The following is a 20,461-nucleotide window of genomic DNA, read 5'->3' as shown; positions in this document are numbered from 1 at the left end:
ACGTATTCGACGGTGTGGTCGGCGCGCCACCGGACGATGTCGCCGGTGCGGTACATCCGCTCCCCCGCCTCCCCGAACGGGTTGGCGACGAACCGCTGGCTGCTCAGTTCCGGGCGACGGTGGTAGCCGCGGGCGAGACCCGCGCCGGTGATGTAGAGCTCGCCGGGGACGCCGACGGGCACCGGCTGGAGACGCGCATCGAGCACGAGTTCGCCGACGCCGCGGATCGGGCCGCCGAGGGTGATCGGGTCGCCCACCGTCATCGGGTCGCTGATGTTGGCCATCACCGTGGTCTCGGTCGGCCCGTACGCGTTGGACAACTGCCTGCCCGGCGCCCAGCGGGTCACCAGTTCGGGCGGGCACGCCTCGCCGCCGAACACCACGTGCTGGAACTCGTCGAGGCCCTCCGGGTCCACCGTGGACAGCGCCGCGGTGGTGACGAACGCGTGGGTGACGTGTTCCGACCTGATCAGTTCGGCCAGTTCCGCTCCGCCGTACACCGTCGGCGGCGCGATGACCATGGTGGCGCCGACCCCGAACGCCTGCAGGTACTCGAAGACCGACCCGTCGAAGCTCGGTGTCGAGAAGTGCAGTGTGCGGGACGTCTGCGCGGCCGCGAAGCGCTGCCGCTGGTCCTCGGCGAAGTTGTCGAGGCCCTCGTGGGTGACGACGACGCCCTTCGGCTTGCCCGTCGATCCGGAGGTGTAGACGATGTACGCCGCATTGTCGAGGCTGATCGGCGACCTACGGTCCGAATCAGCTACCGGCAGAGCCGGTTTCGCCTGGCACGCCTTCTCGAACTTGGGCGAGTCGAGCTGCAGCCACGGCACCGAATCGGGCAGCGATTTCTCGTACGCGGCCATGGTCAGCCCGATGGTGGCCCCCGAATCGGTGAGCATGTGCTCGATCCGGTCCATCGGGTAGTTCGGGTCGACCGGGACGAACGCGGCGCCCGTCTTGGCCACCGCCCACACCGCGAGCACCGACTCGATCGACCGCGGAATGCCGAGCGCCACGAACGTCTCCGGGCCGGCGCCGCGGGAGATGAGAACCCGGGCGAGCTGGTTGGAGCGCTCGTTGAGTTCGCGGTAGGAGACGTTGCGGCCCTCGAACGTCAGCGCCGTGCGGTTCGGATCCAGTGCGGCTGCGTCCTCGAAGATCTGCGGCAGCGTCCGGACGGAGAACCCGGGGCGGCCGCGCACCGGCGCGAACTCGGCGAGTTCGGCCTCGGTGAGCAGTTGCATGTGGGCCAGGGGGATCTCGGGCCGGTCGGCGAGGGCGTCGAGCACCCGCCGCAGCCGGTCCGCGATCTCGTCGACCGCGCTTTCCTCGAGGACCTCGGGGAGGTACTCGAACTTGAAGTTCAGCCGGGCGTCGCCGGAGGCGACCACCGCGAGCGGGTAGTGCGCGGAGTCCTTGCCGTCGATGCCGAGGACGAACATCCCGGCGATGTCGGTCTGCTCGGTCAGTCCCGCCTCGTCGACCGGGTACGACTCGAACACGGTCAGCGTGTCGAACGTGCCGCCGCCGCCGACCGCCGACTGGATGTCGGTCAGCCCGACGTAGTGGTGATCGAGCAGCGTGGCCTGTTCGCGCTGCACGCGTTCGAGCAACTCGCCCAGCGACTCCAACGGGTCGAGGGTGACCCGCACCGGCAGGGTGTTGATGAACAGACCGACCATCGACTCGATGCCCGCGATCTGCGGCGGCCTGCCGGACACCGTCCCGCCGAACACCACGTCGGAGCGGCCGACCAGGCCGCCCAGGACGATTCCCCACGCCGTCTGGACGACGGTGTTGAGGGTGAGCCCGCGTTCGCGGCTCAGGTCCCGCAGCCGGGTGGTGTGCTCCTCGGACAACGTGAACGCGGTTTCCTCCGCGACGGCGGAGTGCGCCTCACCCCGCTCCAGCGGGGCCAGCAGCGTCGGCTCCTCGACACCGTCGAGCGCGGCGCGCCAGGCGTCGAGGGAGTCCGTGGTGTCGTGGCGCTTCATCCACGCCAGGTAGTCGCGGTAGGAGTGGACCCGCGGCAGCAGGCTGCCGTCGGCGTCCAGGGCGTACAGCGTCAGCAGGTCGCGGATGACCAGCGGTGTCGACCAGCCGTCGAGCAGGATGTGATGGTTGGTCAGGATCAGCCGGTACTCGTCGTCGGTGAGCCGCACCAGGGCGAGGCGCAGCAGCGGCGCCTCCGCCATGTCGAACTTCACCGACCGGTCCCGTGCCACGATCCGCTCGTACTCGCGGGTGGTCTCCTCGGGACCCAGCGCCGACAGGTCGAACTCCGACCACGGCAGTTCCACGTGCTGCTGGATGATCTGCGCGGAGGCGCCGGCACTGTCGTGGACGAACGCGGCCCGCAGGTTGGGGTGCCGGTCCAGCAGGGCCTGCCCCGCCCGGCGGAACCGGTCCGCGTTCACGTCGCCGCGCAGCTTCAGCGCCAACTGCACCAGGTACGGGTCGACCGACGCGTCCGAGAACTGGGCGTGGAACAACAGTCCCGACTGCAGCGGTGACAGCGACCAGATGTCCGACAGAGCCGGGAACCGGGACTCGAGCCGGTCGATGGCGTCCTGGTCGAGCGTCACCAGGTCCAGGTCGGACGGTGTCACACCGCCGGCGTCGGGCCGCGCGACGTGCTCGGTCAGCGCGGTCAGCGCCTGCACCCACAGGTCGGCGAGCGCACGCACCTCGGACGGGGTGAGGACGCCGGTCGGGAACGCCCACGTGGCACGCAGCCGGTTGCCGTCGACCCCGGTGCCGGTGACGGCGTTGATGTCGAGCGCCGACGCCACCGGGATGTCCGAGGCGGGGATGTCGTCGAGCTTGGTGTCCGTCACCGGAACCCAGGCGTGCCCGTGGATGTCGGTGGACGTCGCGCCGCCCAACCGGCCCAGGTAGTTGAACGTGACCTGCGGCTTCGCGAGGGCCCGCAACCGGTCGGCGCTCTCCGGGTCGAGGTAGCGGAGCATGCCGTACCCGATGCCGTGGTCCGGGATGGCCAGCAACTGTTCCTTGACCGCCTTGATCGCCGACCCGGCCGCCCGGCCACCGGCGAACGCGTCGTCGAGGTCGATGCCCGACAGGTCCAGGCGCACCGGGAACATCGCCGTGAACCAGCCGACCGTGCGGCCCAGATCGGCGCCCGGCAGCACCTGGTCCTCGCGGCCGTGACCCTCGAGGCTCACCAGCGACTCACGCGTGAAGTCGCCGTGGGTGCGCCGCCACTGCGCCAGGGCCAGCGCCAGCGCGGTCAGCAGCCCGTCGTTGACGCCGCCGTGGAACGCCTCGGGAACACGGGTCAGCAGAGCGTCCGTGACGTCGGCGGGCACCTCCACGGTGACCTTCTCGACGGTCCCCGCCACGTCGATCGCGGCGTCGAGCGGACGCGATCCGATCAGCGGGTCGTCGGCCTCGAGCACCCGGCGCCACAGTTCGATCTCGGCGCCGCGGTCGAGGGTCGCGTCGACGAGCCCGTGCGACCAGCGCCGCATCGACGTGCCGACCGGCTCGAGTGCCGGTTCCTGCCCCGCGGAGATCTGCGCCCACGCCGTCGCCAGGTCGGGCACCAGGATCCGCCACGACACGCCGTCGACCACCAGGTGGTGGGCCACGACCAGCAGCCGTCCCCCCTCGGCGCCGGCGTCGAACCACACCATCTGCAGCATGACCCCGGCCTCGGGGTCCAATCGCCCTGCGGCGGCGTCGAGTTCGTGGGTGGCGATCTCCGCGAACGCGGCACCGACCACCGACGCGACCTCGACGCGGTGCAGCACGTCGTCCACGTCGACGGCGCCCGTGGCCTGCACCTCGATCCGCCACTGCGGTGCGGCCCCGATCAGACGCGCCCGCAGCATGTCGTGGCGGTCGACGACGGCCGCGATCGTGCGCTTCAGCAGCGTCTCGTCGGCCGCGGCGGGCAGCGACAGCAGCGCGGTCTGGGTGTAGCGGCGGAAATCGCCGCCGCGTTCGAGCAACCACGCCGTGATCGGGGTGACCGGCATCTCGCCGATCCCGCCGCCGGGCAGTTCGTCGAGGACCACGACGTCGGCGGCGCCCGCCCAGGACGCGGCCTCGGCGAGGGCGGCCACGGTCTTGGCCTCGAACACGTCCCGCGGGGTGAGGACCACCCCGGCGGCCTTCGCGCGGGCCACCAACTGGATCGACATGATGCTGTCGCCGCCGAGCGCGAAGAACGAATCGTCCACGCCCACCGATTCCAGACCGAGCACCTCGGCGAACAGTCCGGCGAGGACGGTCTCCATCTCCGTCGCCGGGGCACGGCCCGCCGACACCCGGGCCCCGAAATCGGGTTCGGGCAGTGCGCGGCGGTCGAGTTTGCCGTTGCTCGTCAACGGCAGCGCGTCGAGCACCACCAGGGTGGCGGGCACCATGTACGAGGTGAGCTGGGTGCCGACGAATTCGAGAGCCGAGGACACCTCGACGGTGGCGCCGGATTCCGGCACCACGTAGCCGATCAGCCGGTGGCCGCCGTGCCCGTCGTCGCGGGTGAGGACGACGGCCTGCGCGATGCCGCGGTACCGGAGCAGCGCGGACTCGATCTCGCCGAGTTCGATGCGGAACCCGCGGATCTTCACCTGGAAGTCGCTGCGGCCCAGGTACTCCAGCTGGCCGGCGGTGTTCCAGCGGGCCAGGTCGCCGGTGCGGTACATCCGCGCCCCGGGACGGAGCGGGTCGGCCACGAACCGGGTGGAACTGAGCCCGGCCCGGCCCAGGTAGCCGCGGGTGACCTGGTCACCGGAGACGTACATCTCGCCGATGGTGCCCGGGGGCACCGGGTGCAGGCGCCGGTCCAGGACGTGCACGTGCAGCCCGGCGATGCCGCGGCCGATCACGCTGGCCGAGGCCGACTCCGCGAACGCACGGTCCAGCGCGAGGTAGCTGACGTGGACCGTCGTCTCGGTGATGCCGTACATGTTCACCAGGGTCGGGGCGGAGTCGTCGTGCCGGGCGTACCAGCGGCCGAGCTGACCGAGGTCGAGGGCCTCACCGCCGAAGATCACGTACCGCAGCGCCAGTGCCGCCGCGTTCACGTCGATCTCCGAGACGATGCGGTCGGTCTCGGCGAGCTGGTAGAACGCGGTCGGGGTCTGGTTGAGGACGGTGACCTGTTCGTTGCGCAGCAGTTCGTGGAACATCTCCGGCGACCGTGCCGTGTAGTAGTCGACGACGACGAGCCGGCCGCCGTGCAGCAGCGGACCCCACAGCTCCCACACCGAGAAGTCGAACGCGTACGAGTGGAACATCGTCCACACGTCGTTCTCGTCGAACCCGTACAGCGGCTGGGTGTTCGCGAACAGGGTCAGCACGTTGCGGTGCGAGACGACGACGCCCTTGGGGCGGCCCGTGGACCCGGACGTGTAGATCACGTACGCCACCGACGCGGCGTCGAGCGGGCTCACCCGGTCGGCGTCGGTGATCGTCGCCGGCGACTGCTGCGCGAGGTCCGTCGTCGTTTCCGGGTCGTCCAGCAGGATCGCCGGCGTCTCCGAGTCGGGCAGGGCGGAGACGTCACCCGTGGTGGTGATCACGCAGTTCGGTGCGGCGTCCTCGAACACGAACGCCAGCCGGTCCGCCGGGTAGGTGATGTCGACGGGCAGGTAGCCGCCGCCGGTCTTGATCACGGCCAGCAGGGCGATGATCAGATCGCAGGTGCGTGGCAGTGCCACGGCCACCAGCGTTTCCGGGCCCACCCCCTGGGCAATGAGCAGCCGGGCCAGCCGGTTCGCCCGGGCGTCGAGTTCCGCGTACGTCAGCGCCACGTCCTCCGACGTCACGGCCGTGGCGTCGGGGAACCGGGCCACGCTCTGCGCGAACCGGTCCGCGAGGGTGTCGGTGCCCGCCTCGACACCGGCGGTGTTCCACACGGTCGCCATCGCCGACCGCTCGGCGGCGTCGGTGATCACGATGTCCCCGACCGGGGCCTGCGGGTCGGCGGTGACGGCGGTGAGGATTCGCAGGAACCGGTCGGCGAACGTCCGCACGGTGCCGACGTCGAACAGGTCGGTGGCGTAGATGAACGACGCGGTGATCCCCGACGCCACCCCGTCGGCGTCGAATCCTTCCTCGACGCTGAGCTGCAGGTCGAATTTGGCGACCTCGAGGTCGAAATCGACGGCGGCCGCGGTGAGTTCGGGCAGTTCGAGGCGCGGTGTCTCGTTGTTCCGGAACTCGAGCAGCGCCTGGAACAGCGGCGAGTGCGCGGTGGAACGCTCCGGCGCGAGGACGTCGACGAGCCGCTCGAACGGCAGGTCCGAGTGGTGGAACGCGGCGAGGTCGGTGGCCCGCACCTGATCGATCAGGGTGCCGAAACCCGCGGCCGGGTCGACGGCGCTGCGCAGCACCAGGGTGTTGACGAACATGCCGACCATGTCGTCGAGTGCGGCGTCACCGCGACCCGCGATGGGGGTGCCGACCGCGATGTCCTCGGTGGACGACAGCGCGGACAGCAGCACCGACAGGGCCGCGTGCACGGCCATGAACATGGTGGAGTTGTGCTTGCGCGCCAGCGCGGACAGCGCCCGGTGCACGTCCGCCGGAATCGTGAAGTCGACCTGCGCACCCCGGAACGACTGCTGGACCGGGCGCGCCCGGTCGGTCGGCAGCTGCAGGAGTTCGGGCAGGTCTGCCAGCTGGTCCGTCCAGTACCGGAGCTGCTGGGAGATCAGCGACTCCGTGTCGCTCTCGTCGCCCAGCAGTTGCAGCTGCCACAGCGTGTAGTCGGCGTACTGCACCGACAGCGGGTTCCACTGCGGTGCGCTTCCCGCGATGCGGGCGGCGTATGCGGTCATGACGTCGCGGGCGAGCGGGGTGAGCGAGAACCCGTCCGCGCAGATGTGGTGCACCACGATGACGAGCACGTGATCGTCGGGGGCGAGGGCGAACAGCGCCGACCGCATCGGCACGTCGGCCGTGACGTCGAACCCGGCGGTCGCGAGGACGGCGATGTGTTCCCGGAGTTCGGCCTCGGACACCTCGGTGATCTCGAGGTTCGGTGTCCACTGGCCGGGTGAGAGCACCACCTGGGTGGGTTCACCGTCGTGGGACGGGAAGACGGTCCGCAACGATTCGTGCCGGACGAACACGTCCGTCACCGCCGCGCGCAGCGATTCGACGTCGAGGTGACCGGTGAGGCGCACGGCCAGCGGGATGTTGTAGGCCGCCGAGGACGTGTCGAACTGGTTGAGGAACCACATCCGCTTCTGCGCCAGCGACACCGGCACGTGCGCGGGCTGCGCCATCGGTCCGAGCGGCAGCCGGACGTGGTCGCCGTCGTGCGCCGGGGCGAAGGCCGTCGACTCGATCAGGCGGGCCAGCTGATGGATCGTCGGTGCCTCGAACAGGGTGCGGACGCCGATGTCGGTGTCGAGTTCCGCGGTCAGGCGTGCGGCGACCCGGGTCGCGATCAGCGAGTTGCCGCCGATGTCGAAGAAGTTGTCGTCGATGCCGACCCGTTCGATGCCCAGGACGGTGGTGATGACGTCGGCGATCGTGTGTTCGAGGACCGTCGACGGCGGCCGGAAGGCGTCGGAGGTGGGCAGGAACTGCGGTTCGGGCAGCCCCGCCCGATCGAGCTTGCCGACCGGGGTCAGCGGGATCTCGTCGAGGATCATGATGCTCGACGGGACCATGTGCGCGGGCAGCAGATTCGCCGTCCACTCCTTCAGCTCCGGCGGTTCGAGCACCGACTCGGCTTCGGGCAGCACATACGACACGAGCACGGTGTCGCCGGCGGGGCCGGGACGGCCGAGGGTGACGGCGAATGCGACGGACGGGTGCCCGGCGAGTGCGCTGTCGATGTCGCCGAGTTCGATGCGGAATCCGCGGATCTTGACCTGGAAGTCGGTGCGGCCCAAGTATTCGACCGTGCGGTCGGGCCGCCACCGCGCGAGGTCGCCGGTGCGGTACATCCGGTCGCCCGGATCGCCGTAGGGGTTGGCGACGAACCGCTCGCTGGTCAGCCCGGCGCGGGCATGGTAGCCGCGGGCCAGGCCCTCACCGGAGATGTAGAGTTCGCCGGCGACGCCGACGGAGACCGGTTGCAGCCGGGAGTCGAGGATCACCTCGGACACGCCGCGGACGGGGCCGCCGATGGTGACGGTCTCCCCCACCTGCAGGTGATCGCTCAGGTTGCTCATGATGGTGGTCTCGGTGGGGCCGTAGCCGTTGTACAGGGTGCGGCCCGGTGCCCAGCGGGTCACCAGTTCCGGTGGGACGGCCTCGCCGCCGGCCACCACGTTCTGGAACACGTCCAGACCCTCGGGGTCCACGGAGGCCAGCGCCGCCGGGGTGACGAACCCGTGGGTGACGCCCTCGGCCCGGATCAGCTCCGCGAGTTCCTCACCGCCGTACACGGACGGGGGCACGATCACCATGGTCGCGCCGACGGCGAACGACAGCAGGTATTCGAGGACCGAGGCGTCGAAACTCGGCGAGGAGAAGTGCAGGGCCCGCGACGCCGAGTCCGTCGCGTAGCGGGTGCGCTGCTCCTCGGCGAAGTTGTCGAGACCGCGGTGGCTGACCACCACACCCTTCGGCTTGCCGGTGGACCCGGACGTGTAGATGACGTACGCCGGGTGCGCGAAGCGCAGCGGCACGACCCGTTCGTCGTCGGTCACGGTGTCGGTGGACATCGCCGCGACGGCGGCTTCGGTCTCCGCATCGTCGAGGGTCAGCCACGTGACCGCGGCAGGCAGCCGGTCGCGGTCGGCGGCCACCCGCACACCGAACGTGCACCCCGAGTCGGTGACCATGTGCTCGACCCGCTCCCGCGGGTACGTCGGGTCGACCGGGACGAACGCCGCACCGGTCTTGGTGATCGACCAGACGGCGAGCACCGATTCGATGGACCGTGAGATGCCCAGGGCCACGATGCCTTCCGGGCCGACGCCGCGGCCGATGAGCAGCCGCGCGAGCTGGTTGGACCGTTCGTCGAGTTCCCGGTAGGACATCCGGCGGTCGCCGAACACGAGCGCGGTCGCGTCGCCCGACGCGGCGGCCGTCTCGGCGAACATCTGCGGCAGTGTGCGCACGGACCGGCCGGGCCTGCCGCGGGCCGGAACCAGTTCCGCTTCCTCGGCGTCGGTGAGCAGGCGCAGCTGCGCCAGCTTCATCCCCGGGTGCTCGGCGAGGGCGATCAGCGCGCGGACGATCCGGTCGCCGATCCGCTCGACGGCGGCCCGGCCGAACAGATCGTCGACGTATTCGAGCTTCAGTTGCAGATTGTCGTGCGCCGAGGCGATCAGGGCGAGCGGGTAGTGCGCGGCGTTCGCGCTGTCGTGCACGTCGAGGACGTGCATGCCGGCGATGTCGGTCTGCTCGGTCAGCCCTTCCCGGTCGACGGGGTAGGACTCGAACACGGTCAGAGTGTCGAATCCGGCGCCGGGACCGGCCACCGACTGGATGTCGGTCAGCCCGACGTAGTGGTGGTCGAGCAGTGCGGCCTGCTCGCCCTGGATGCGTTCGAGCAACTCGCCCAGCGTTTCCCGCGGGTCGAGGGTGACCCGCACCGGCAGGGTGTTGATGAACAGACCGACCATCGACTCGATGCCCGCGATCTGCGGGGGCCGACCGGACACCGTCCCGCCGAACACCACGTCGGAGCGGCCGACGAGGCCGCCCAGCACGATTCCCCACGCGGTGCGGATCAGGGTGCTGAGGGTCAGGCCGTGTTCGCGTGCGACCACACTGAGCTGATCGGTGCGGTCGACGTCGAGTTCGACGACCAGTTCGCTGGACTGCGTGTCGCTCTGGGCCGACGCGTCGGCCGGCGCGAGCAGCGTCGGCTCCTCCGCCCCGGCGAGGGCGCGCTGCCACACCCCGAGGGAGTCCTCGGTGCTGCGGTGCGACATCCACGCCAGGTAGTCGCGGTACGGGTGCACCCGCGGCAGCGCCGTGGCGTCCCCCTCCGTGGCGTACAGGGTCAGCAGGTCGCGGATCAGCAGCGGCATCGACCAGCCGTCGAGCAGGATGTGGTGATTGGTGATGATCAGGCGCTGCTCGTCCGCACCGACCTGGATCAGCATGAACCGCAGCAGCGGCGGGGTAGCCATGTCGAACCCGCGGCGGCGGTCGGTGTCGAGGAGTTCCCGGACCTCGGCCTCGCGGCTCTCCTCGTCGAGCGCGGACAGGTCGATCTCCGTCCACGGCAGTTCCGCGTATCCGTGGACCGCCTGGACGGGGGTGCCGCCCTCGTCGTAGACGAACGACGCCCGCAGGTTCGCGTGCCGGTCGAGCAGGGCCTGGCCGGCCACCCGCAGGCGGGACGACACGGCGCCGCGCAGTTCGAGTGTCACCTGCACCGTGTACGAATCGATCGACTCGTCGGCCAGCAACGCGTGGAACAGCAGTCCGGACTGCAGCGGCGACAGCGACCAGATGTCGGACAGCGCCGGGAAGCGCGACTCGATGCGGTCGATGGCGTCCTGGTCGAGGCTGACCAGTTCGAGGTCGGACGGGGTCACACCGCCGGCGTCGGGGCGGGCCGCGTACGTCGTGAGCGCGGTCAGTGCCCGGACCCACAGTTCGGCGAGTGCGCGCACCTCGGCGACGGTGAGGACACCTGCCGCGTACGCCCAGGTGGCGCGCAGCTGAGGCCGGTCGTCGACCTCGGTGGTGACGGCGTTGACGTCGATGGCCGAGGTGACCGGGGTGTCGAGGTCCTGCGCCCGGTCCATGTCGACTTCACCGGTCGGCGTCCAGCCGGCGCGGGTGGCCGCCTCGGACAGGTCGGCGGCGAAGCGTCCCAGGTAGTTGAAGCTGATCTGCGGCAGCGACCGGGCCGCGAGCAGCGGTGCGGTGTCGGCGTTGAGGTATCGCAGCATGCCGTAACCCATGCCGTGGTCCGGGATGGCCAGCAACTGTTCCTTGATCGCCTTGATCGCCGACCCGGCGGCCCGGCCGCCGTCGAACGCGTCGTCGAGGTCGATGCCCGACAGGTCCAGGCGCACCGGGAACATGGCCGTGAACCAGCCGACCGTGCGGCCCAGATCGGCGCCCGGCACGACCTGGTCCTCACGGCCGTGCCCCTCGAGGCTCACCAGGGTTCCGTCGACGGACCGTCCGTGGAGGGTGTGGCCGCGGGTGCGCCGCCACTGGGTGACCGCCATCGCGAGCGCGGTGAGCAGTCCGTCGTTGACGCTGCCGTGGATTGATTCCGGCAGGGCCGTGAGGACGGCCTCGCTGACCTCGGCGGGCAACTGCACCGTGACCCGGCCGACGGTCGCATTGACGTCGACGTCGGGATCGAGCGGACGGCTGCCGACGAGCGGGTCCTCGCAGTCGAGGATGCGCTGCCACAGATCCAGTTCGCCCGCCCGGTTCGCCGCCTCGTCGACCAGCCCGTGCGCCCACCGGCGCATGGACGTGCCGACCTGCTCGAGGACGGGTTCCTGGCCTGCCGAGATCTGCGCCCACGCGGTCGCGAGGTCGGGGACGAGGATGCGCCACGACACACCGTCGACGACGAGGTGGTGCGCGACCACGAGCAGGCGGCCGCCGGACTCCCCGGCGTCGAACCACACCACCTGCATCATGACGCCGGCCGCCGGATCGAGCCGGTCCAGCGCGGCGTCGAGGTCCGCGATCACGGCGGCCGCGAACGCCGGTGTTCCCGGGGCGGCGGACACCGTGACCCGGCGGATCAGGTCCTGCGCGTCCACGGCACCGACCGGGCGGACGGCGAGATGCGATTCGTCGGCGGAGACCATCAGCTGCGCCCGCAGCATGTCGTGCCGGTCGAGGACGGCCTGGAACGTGCCGATCAGCGGTTCGAGGTCGCGCAGATTCGGCGGCGCGGTCAGCAGCGCGGACTGCGACATCCGGTTGAACTCGCCGCCCCGTTCGAGCAGCCACTTCGTGATCGGGGTGGTCGGCATGTCGCCGACACCGCCGCCGGGCAGTTCGTCGAGGACGACGACGTCGGCGGCGCCCACCCACGACGCCACCGACGCGAGACCGGCGACGGTCTTGGCCTCGAACACGTCCCGCGGGGTCAGCACCACGCCCGCCGCCTTCGCGCGGGCCACCAGCTGGATCGACATGATGCTGTCGCCGCCGAGCGCGAAGAACGAGTCCTCGACTCCGGCGGATTCCAGACCGAGCACCTCGGCGAACAGTCCGGCGAGCACCTCTTCCATCTCCGACACCGGCGCGCGGCCGGTCGACACCCGGGCCCCGAAGTCGGGTTCGGGCAGCGCGCGGCGATCCAGCTTGCCTGCCGGGGTGAGCGGCAACTCGTCGAGGACGATCAGCGCGGACGGCACCATGTACGGGGCGAGGAATCCGCCGACGAAATCGAGGACGGCCTCGGGGTCGAGTTCGGCGCCCGCCGTGGGGACGAGGTAGCCGACGAGCCGGTTGGCGCCGGTGCTGCCCTTGTGCGCGGACACCACCGAGCGGGCGACGCCCGGGTATCGGGTGAGGGCGTTCTCGATCTCGCCGAGTTCGATGCGGAACCCGCGGATCTTCACCTGGAAGTCGCTGCGGCCCAGGTACTCCAGCTGGCCGTCGGTGTTCCAGCGCGCCAGGTCGCCGGTCCGGTACATGCGGGCGCCGAGGCCACCGTACGGGTTGGCGACGAACCGTTCCGCCGTGGTGCCCGCCCGGTCCTTGTAGCCGCGGGCCAGACCGGAACCGGTGACGTACAGTTCGCCGGTCACCCCGTTGGGCACCGGGTGCAGGCGGGAATCGAGCACCATCTCACCGGTGCCCATCGGCGGACGGCCGATGGTGACGCCCTCACCGGGCAGCATGGGTCCGGTCACGCTCGACACGACCGTCGCCTCGGTCGGTCCGTAGGCGTTGAACATCCGCCTGCCGCCGGTCACCCACTGCGCCACCAGCTCCGGCGGGCACACGTCACCACCGGTGGCGACGCACTCGAGCCGGTCGAGGCCCACGGGGTCCACGGACGCCATCGCCGCCGGGGTGATGAACGCGTGCGTGACCCGTCCCTCCCGGAGCACGTCGGCGAGTTCGGTGCCGCCGATGACGGAGGCCGGGGCGATCACCATGGTCGCGCCGGACCCGACCGCCAGCAGCAGTTCCAGGATGGACGCGTCGAAGCTCGGCGACGAGAAGTGCAGCGTCCGCGACCGCGGGGTGACCCCGAACCGGACACGTTCGTCGGTGGCGAAGTTCGCCAGACCGCGGTGGGTGACGACGACGCCCTTCGGGGTGCCGGTGGACCCGGACGTGTAGATCAGGTAGGCCGGGTTCTCCAGTGCGAGCGGGTGTGTCCGGTCGGCGTCGGTGACGACGGCGGCGGAGTGTGCGCTCACCTGGTCGTCGAAGCCGGGTGCGTCGACCACGACGTAGGAGGTGCAGTCCGGCAGGGTGGGGCGGAACTCGGCGACGGTGAGCGCGAGCGCCGCGCCGGAGTCGCTGAGCATGTGGACGATCCGGTCGGTCGGGTAGTTCGGATCGACCGGAACGAACGCGGCACCGGTCTTGGCGACCGCCCACAGCGACAGCACCGATTCGGGCGAACGTGCCATCGCCAGCGCGACCACCGATTCCGGGCCGATGCCCCGTCCGATCAGCAGGCGGGCGAGACGGTTCGACCGCTCGTCGAGCTCCCGGTACGTCACCTCGTTGCCCTCGTAGGACAGCGCGGCCGCCTTCGGGTCCACGGACGCCGCGGACGCGAGCAGTTCGGGCAGGGTCCGCGGTTCGGCGTCCGGCCCGTCCATCACGGGGGTGAGCGCCGCACGTTCGGACGCCACCATCAGGTCGATGTCGCCGACGGCCATGTCCGGCTCGGACGTCACGGCGTCGAAGATCCGCTGCAGGTAGTCGGCGAAACCGGCGATCGTGGACGCGTCGAACAGGCTCGACGCGTACGTGAACGCCGCGGAGATCCCCGCCGGCTCCCCCGACACCCCGAATTCCTCGGTCAGGGTGAGCTGGAGGTCGAAGTTGGAGATGTCGGTGGCCAGGTCGAGGCCGGTGACGGTCAACCCGGGCAGCTCCAGCCGTGGCCGCTCGTTGTTGCGGAACTCGAGCACCACCTGGAACAGCGGCGAATGCGACGTCGCGCGTTCCGGCGAGATCGCGTCGACCAGCCGCTCGAACGGCAGATCCGCGTGGTGGAACGCATTGAGGTCGGTGTCGCGGACCGTGGACAGCAGGTCGGTGAACGTGCCGGACGGCTCGACCGGGGTGCGCAGCACCAGGGTGTTGACGAACATGCCGACCATGTCGTCCAGGGCGGCGTCGCCGCGGCCGGCGATCGGGGTGCCCACCGTCACGTCGTCCGTGTCGCCCAACCGGGCCAGCAAGACGGCCAGCGCGGCGTGGACGGCCATGAACACACTCGAATTGTGTTCGCGGGCGGTCGTGATCAACCGGCTGTGGATCTGCGGGTCGATGTCGAACGAGTGGATGCCGCCGCGCATCGACTGCTGCGTCGGGCGCGGGTGGTCCGTCGGCAGCGCGAGCAGTTCGGGGAGCCCGGCGAGCGTGTGCGTCCAGTAGTCGAGCTGGGCGGCGAGCAGGCTGTCCGGGTCGTCGGCGTTGCCGAGCACCCGGTGCTGCCACAGCGCGAAGTCGGCGTACTGCACCGGCAGCGGTGTCCAGTCCGGTGCCTGCCCCCCGGTGCGGGCCGCGTAGGCGGTCATCACGTCCCGGGCGAGCGGGGCCATGGAGAAGCCGTCCGCGCTGATGTGGTGGACGACGATGACGAGCACGTGCTCGCCGGGATCGGTGCGGAACAGGGCGGCGCGCACCGGCACCGACACGGTGACGTCGAACCCGTCGCCCGCCAGCCGCGAAATATGCTCGGGCAGTTGTTCTTCCGTCGAATCGATCGGCGACAGATCCGGCACCACGTCCTCGGTCGGCAGGATCACCTGGAGGGGTTCGCCCTCCACCATCGGGAACCGGGTGCGCAGCGACTCGTGCCGGTCCATCACGTCGGCGACGGCGTCCTGCATCGCGTCCTCGTCGAGGTCGCCGGTCAGCCGCACCGCGAGCGCGATGTTGTAGGCCGGGGAATCGAGGTCGAACTGGTTGATGAACCACATGCGCTTCTGCGCCAGAGAGACCGGCAGGTGGTCGGGGCGCACCCCGGCCACCAGCGGCGGACGTTCGGCGCCCTGCACGGCCTCGGACTCGATCCGGGTGGCCAGCGTCGCGACGGTCGGGGCGTCGAAGATCTCCCGGACGCCGATCCGGCTGCCGAGGGCGGCGTTGACCCGCGCCACCAGCCGGGTGGCCACCAGCGAGTTGCCGCCGAGGTCGAAGAAGCTGTCGTACACGCCGATGCGGGGTGCCTCCAGCAGGTCCGCGAAGATCGACGCGAGGATCTCCTCGATCGGGTTGCGCGGGGTGACGAATTCCGCGGACGGGCTGAGGAACTCGGGCTCGGGCAGCGCGCCCCGATCCAGCTTTCCGGTGGCGCCGAGCGGGAACCGGTCGAGCACGATGATGCGGGTCGGCACCATGTAGGCGGGCAGCGCCTCCGCCGCCGCGTCGCGGACGACCGCGGTGTCGATGTCGGCGCCCGCCACGGGGATCACGTAGCCGACGAGGCTCTCGCCGGTGGCCTCGCTGCGGTGCACCGTGACGACGGCCTGCGCCACCGACGGGTGCGCCAGCACGGCGGCCTCCACCTCGCCGAGTTCGATGCGCTGTCCGCGGAGCTTGACCTGGAAGTCGCGGCGGCCGATGTATTCGACGTTGCCGTCGGCGCGCCAGCGGACCACGTCGCCGGTGCGGTACATCCGCTGTCCCGGTGCGCCGAACGGGTTCGCCACGAACCGGTCCGACGTCAGGTCGCTGCGACCGACGTAGCCGCGGGCCAGCTGGACGCCGGCCAGGTACAGCTCGCCGTGCACCCCGACCGGCACCGGGTGCAGCCGGGAGTCGAGGACGTACAGCTGCGTGTTCCACACGGGTGCGCCGATCGGGACCGAGGCGCGGTCGCCTTCCGTGCATTCCCAGAAGGTGACGTCGACGGCGGCCTCGGTGGGGCCGTACAGGTTGTGCAGCGCCGCGGATCCGAATTCGCGGAAACTGTCCGCAGTGGCGGGCGGGAGGGCCTCACCACTGCAGAACACCTGGCGCAGCGAACCGCACAGTTCGGGTTCGGCGCCCGCCGTGAACACGGCGAGCATCGACGGCACGAAGTGCATGGTGGTGACCTGGTGGTCGGCGATGATGTGGGACAGGTACGTCGGGTCCCGGTGACCGTCCGGCGCGGCGAGGACGAGTCGCGCACCGACCTCGAGGGGCCAGAACAGTTCCCACACGGACACGTCGAATGTGACCGGCGTCTTCTGCAGCACCACGTCCGTGTGATCCATCCGGTACGTGTCCTGCATCCACAGCAGCCGGTTCGCGATCGCCCGGTGACTGACGGCGACGCCCTTCGGCCTGCCCGTCGACCCCGACGTGTAGATCACGTAGGCGGTCGAATCGGGGTGGATCGGACCGCCGCGCTCGGCGTCGGTGATCGGGGTGCTGGGCCGCCGGGACAGGTTCAGGGTGTCGATCTCGATCACGGCGGCGTCCGCGCCGTCGACGCCCTCGCACCGATCGCGGGAGGCGGTGAGAACGCACGCGGGTTCGGCACTCTCGATCACGTACGCGATCCGCGACGCCGGATGGTCGGGGTCGAGCGGCACGTACGCGGCCCCGGTCTTCTCCACCGCATAGATCGCGATCATCAGTTCCAGGGAACGGCGCAGCGCGACGGCGACCCGGGATTCGGGTCCGACGCCGCGGGCGAGGAGTTCACGGGCCAGCCGGTTGGCGCGGGCGTCGAACTCCGCGTAGAGCAGTTCCTCTTCGGCGAACACCACGGCCACGGCGTCCGGGGTGCGGGCCACCTGCGACTCGAACAGGCTGACCAGGGTCGCCGAGTCCGGGACGGGAACGTCGGTGGCGATCCACTGCTCGAGCATCCGGTGCGTCTCGTCCGCGCCGATCAGGTCGAGGTCGCCGACCTTTGCGTCCGATCCGGCGGTGACGGTCTCGAGCAGGGTGACGAATCGCGCGGCCAGCGCCGTCATCGTCGGCGGGTCGAACAGTTCCGACGCGTAGGAGAACTGGACGTCGATCGCGCCCGGGGCGCCGGAGTCCTCGATGTGCTCGGTGAGGATCACCTGGAGGTCGAACTTCGCGGCGCCGGTCTCGAGGGCCTCGACCTCCACGTCGAGTCCGGGCAGTTCGAGCCGCGTGTTCGCGAATCCCTGCAGCACCAGCATCACCTGGAACAGCGGTGAATGCGCTTCGGAGCGAGTCGGTTTCAGTTCGTCGACGAGCCGCTCGTACGGCAGGTCGGTGTTGCTGAACGCCTCCAGATCCACGGAACGGGTGTGCGAGAGGATCTCGGGGAAGCTGCGATCGGGGTCGACGGTGGTGCGCAGGACCACCGTGTTGACGAACATGCCGACGACGTCGTCGAGTTGCCGTTCCCCGCGGCCGGAGACCGGGGATCCGATCGACACGTCGGCCGACCCGCTCGACCGGGACAGCAGGACCGCCAGAGCCGCGTGCACCACCATGAACAGGCTGGCGTCGTTCGCGCCCGCGATGTCGAGCAGCGCGGTGTGGATGCGTGCCGGAATCGTGAAGTCGGCGGTCGCGCCGATCATCGACTGCCGGGCCGGGCGCGGGCGATCGGTCGGCAGATCCATGACCTCGGGGGCACCGTCGAGAGTGCGGGCCCAGAACGCCAGCTGGCGGGACAGCAGACTCGTCGGATCGTCGGAGGAACCGAGCAGTTCGCGCTGCCACACCGCGAAATCGGCGTACTGCACCTCCAGCGGCGCCCACTGCGGGGCCTCGCCGGCGGCGCGGGCGTGGTAGGCCACCATCACGTCCCGGGTCAGCGGTGTCATCGACAGGCCGTCGGCGGCGATGTGGTGCACCACGAACACCAGCACGTGGTGGTCGGTCGCGGTCCGGTACAGCTCCGCCCGGATCGGCGGTTCCACCGTGACGTCGAAACCGGTTGCGGCGTCGTCGATCAGGCGGGATTCGAGTTCGCTCTCGGCGACCTCGACCACGTCGAGCCGGGGGCTCACCTCCGCGACCGGCAGCACCACCTGGATCGGGCCGTTGGGGGTGTTCGGGAACACCGTCCGCAACGACTCGTGGCGGGTGAGGACGTCGCTCACCGCGGTCCGCAACGCCTCCACGTCGAGGGTACCGCGCAACCGGATGCCGACGGGAATGTTGTACGCGGGCGATGCGGTGTCCAACTGGTTGATGAACCACATCCGCTGCTGCGCCAGCGACACCTGCACCGGGCCGGAGCCGGCCCGCGGGGCGAGCACGGGGCGGGCGGAGGTGCGGGGCCCGGCGGCGTCGACGCGCGCACTGAGCAACGCGACGCTGGGCGCCTCGAACAAATCCAGCACCCCGATCTCCGTGCCGAGGGCAGTGTTGACCCGGGACACCACGCGGGTCGCGACGAGGGAGTCGCCGCCGAGGTCGAAGAAGCTGTCGTCGACGCCGATGCGCTCGACTCCGAGCAGCGTCGCGAACACCTCCGCGATCTGCATCTCGGTGGGGGTCACCGGTGCCCGGTAGACGGTGGAGGTCGCCTCGAACTGCGGTTCCGGCAACGCCTTCCGGTCGAGCTTGCCCGCCGGGGTCAGCGGGACCTCGGCGAGTTCCATCACCCTGGCGGGCACCATGTGCGCGGGGAGCGCGGCGGCGGCGTGTTCGAGGAGGTCGCCGACGACGATCTGCGCGCCGTCCTCGGGCAGCACGTACGTCACCAGTGCCGTGTCGCCGGACGGTGCGGTGCGGCCGACGGTGGTCGCGAACGCCACGCTCGGGTGCGAGCGGACGACGGCGTCGATCTCGCCGAGTTCGATGCGGAATCCGCGGATCTTCACCTGGAAGTCGGTGCGGCCCAGGTATTCCAGCTGTCCGGCGGCGTTCCACCGGGCCAGGTCGCCGGTGCGGTACATCCGCTCACCGGGTGTCCCGTGCGGGTCGGCGACGAACCGTTCGGCCGTGGGGACCGATCGGTTGTGGTACCCGCGTGCCACACCGTCGCCGGTGATGTACAACTCGCCGGGCACCCCGGCGGGGACGGGGTGCAACCGCGAATCGAGCACCAGCAGACCGCAACCGCGGGACGGGCGGCCGATCGTCACCGGTTCGCCGACCGTCAACGGGCCCGCGACGCTCGCGACGACGGTGGCTTCGGTGGGGCCGTAGGCGTTGTACATGACGCGTCCCGGCGCCCACTGCTGCACCAGCGCAGGAGGACAGCTCTCACCACCGGTGACGACGCACCGGATGTGGTCGAGGCCGGTGGGATCGACGGATGCCAGCGCGGCCGGCGTCACGAACGCGTGCGTCACCCGTTCGCGGCGCAGCAGATCCGCGAGTTCGGTACCGCCGTACACCGTCGACGGTGCCACCACCATCGTGGCGCCCGCGCCCACGGCGAGAAGCAGTTCCAGGATCGACGCGTCGAAACTCGGGGACGAGAAGTGCAGGGTGCGCGACCCGGCGGTGACGTCGAACCGCTGCCGCTCGTCCTCGGCGAAGTTCGCCAGGCCGACATGGGTGACGACCACACCCTTGGGTGTGCCGGTGGAACCGGACGTGTAGATCAGGTAGGCCGGATCCGCCGTCCGCAACGGACGGAGGCGGTCGGCGTCGGTGATCGCGCCGGCGGTGTGCAGCTCCAACTCCCGCCCGAACGACGCGTCGTCCATCACCAGCCACGGCGTGATCGCCGGCAGCGACGCGCGGTGCGCCGCGGCGGTGAGACCGACAACCGCACCGGAATCGGTGAGCATGTGCTCGATGCGGTCGGCCGGGTAGTTCGGGTCGACCGGGACGAACGCGGCCCCGGACTTCGCGACCGCCCACGTGGCCAGCACCGACTCGATCGAGCGCGCGATCGCCAGCGCCACAACCGAACCCGGACCCACGCCGTGCCCGATCAGCATGCGGGCCAGCCGGTTCGACTGCTCGTCGAGTTCGGCGTAGGTCAGGGTGCGCCCCTCGTAGACGAGGGCGTCCCCGTCACCGCCCGCCGCCACGGCACCGGCGAGCAGTGCGGGCAGCGTCCGGGGCTCCACCGCGGGCTCGTCGCGGACCGGCGCGAGCTCCGCGTACTCGGCCGGTTCGAGGACGTCGACGTCCCCGATCGGCGAGGTCGGATCCGCCGTCACCGACTGCAGGATGCGGACGAAGCGGGCGGCGATCGCCTCCGCGCTGTCGCGGTCCCACACATCCGTCGCGAACCGCAGCCGGCCGTTGATGCCGCCGGTCTCCGATTCGGTGAAAGAGAACACGAGATCCAGCCCCAGGGCTCGGTGTTCCCGCTGGATCGGGCTGATCGTCACGGTCCCCGAGGAGTCGTGCGGATGGCCGCCGTCGGTGAACTCGAGCATCACCTGGAACAGCGGCGTGTGCGACGGGTCCGGTTCGGCCACCACGGCGGCGACGAGATCGTCGAACGGCAGGGCCG

Annotated in this window: 1 protein-coding gene; it reads right to left on the bottom strand. The window is 70.7% G+C overall.

Annotated elements, in window-relative coordinates:
* Positions 1 to 20,461, bottom strand: a 20,461-nt coding sequence (locus tag ACFTZB_RS26020; RefSeq protein WP_378435481.1) for a non-ribosomal peptide synthase/polyketide synthase, incomplete at both ends; no start/stop codon positions are given.

It is taken from the genome of Rhodococcus sp. NPDC057014 (assembly GCF_042673295.1).
GTDB lineage: Bacteria > Actinomycetota > Actinomycetes > Mycobacteriales > Mycobacteriaceae > Rhodococcus_F.
This window is presented reverse-complemented; position numbering and strand designations above follow the sequence as displayed.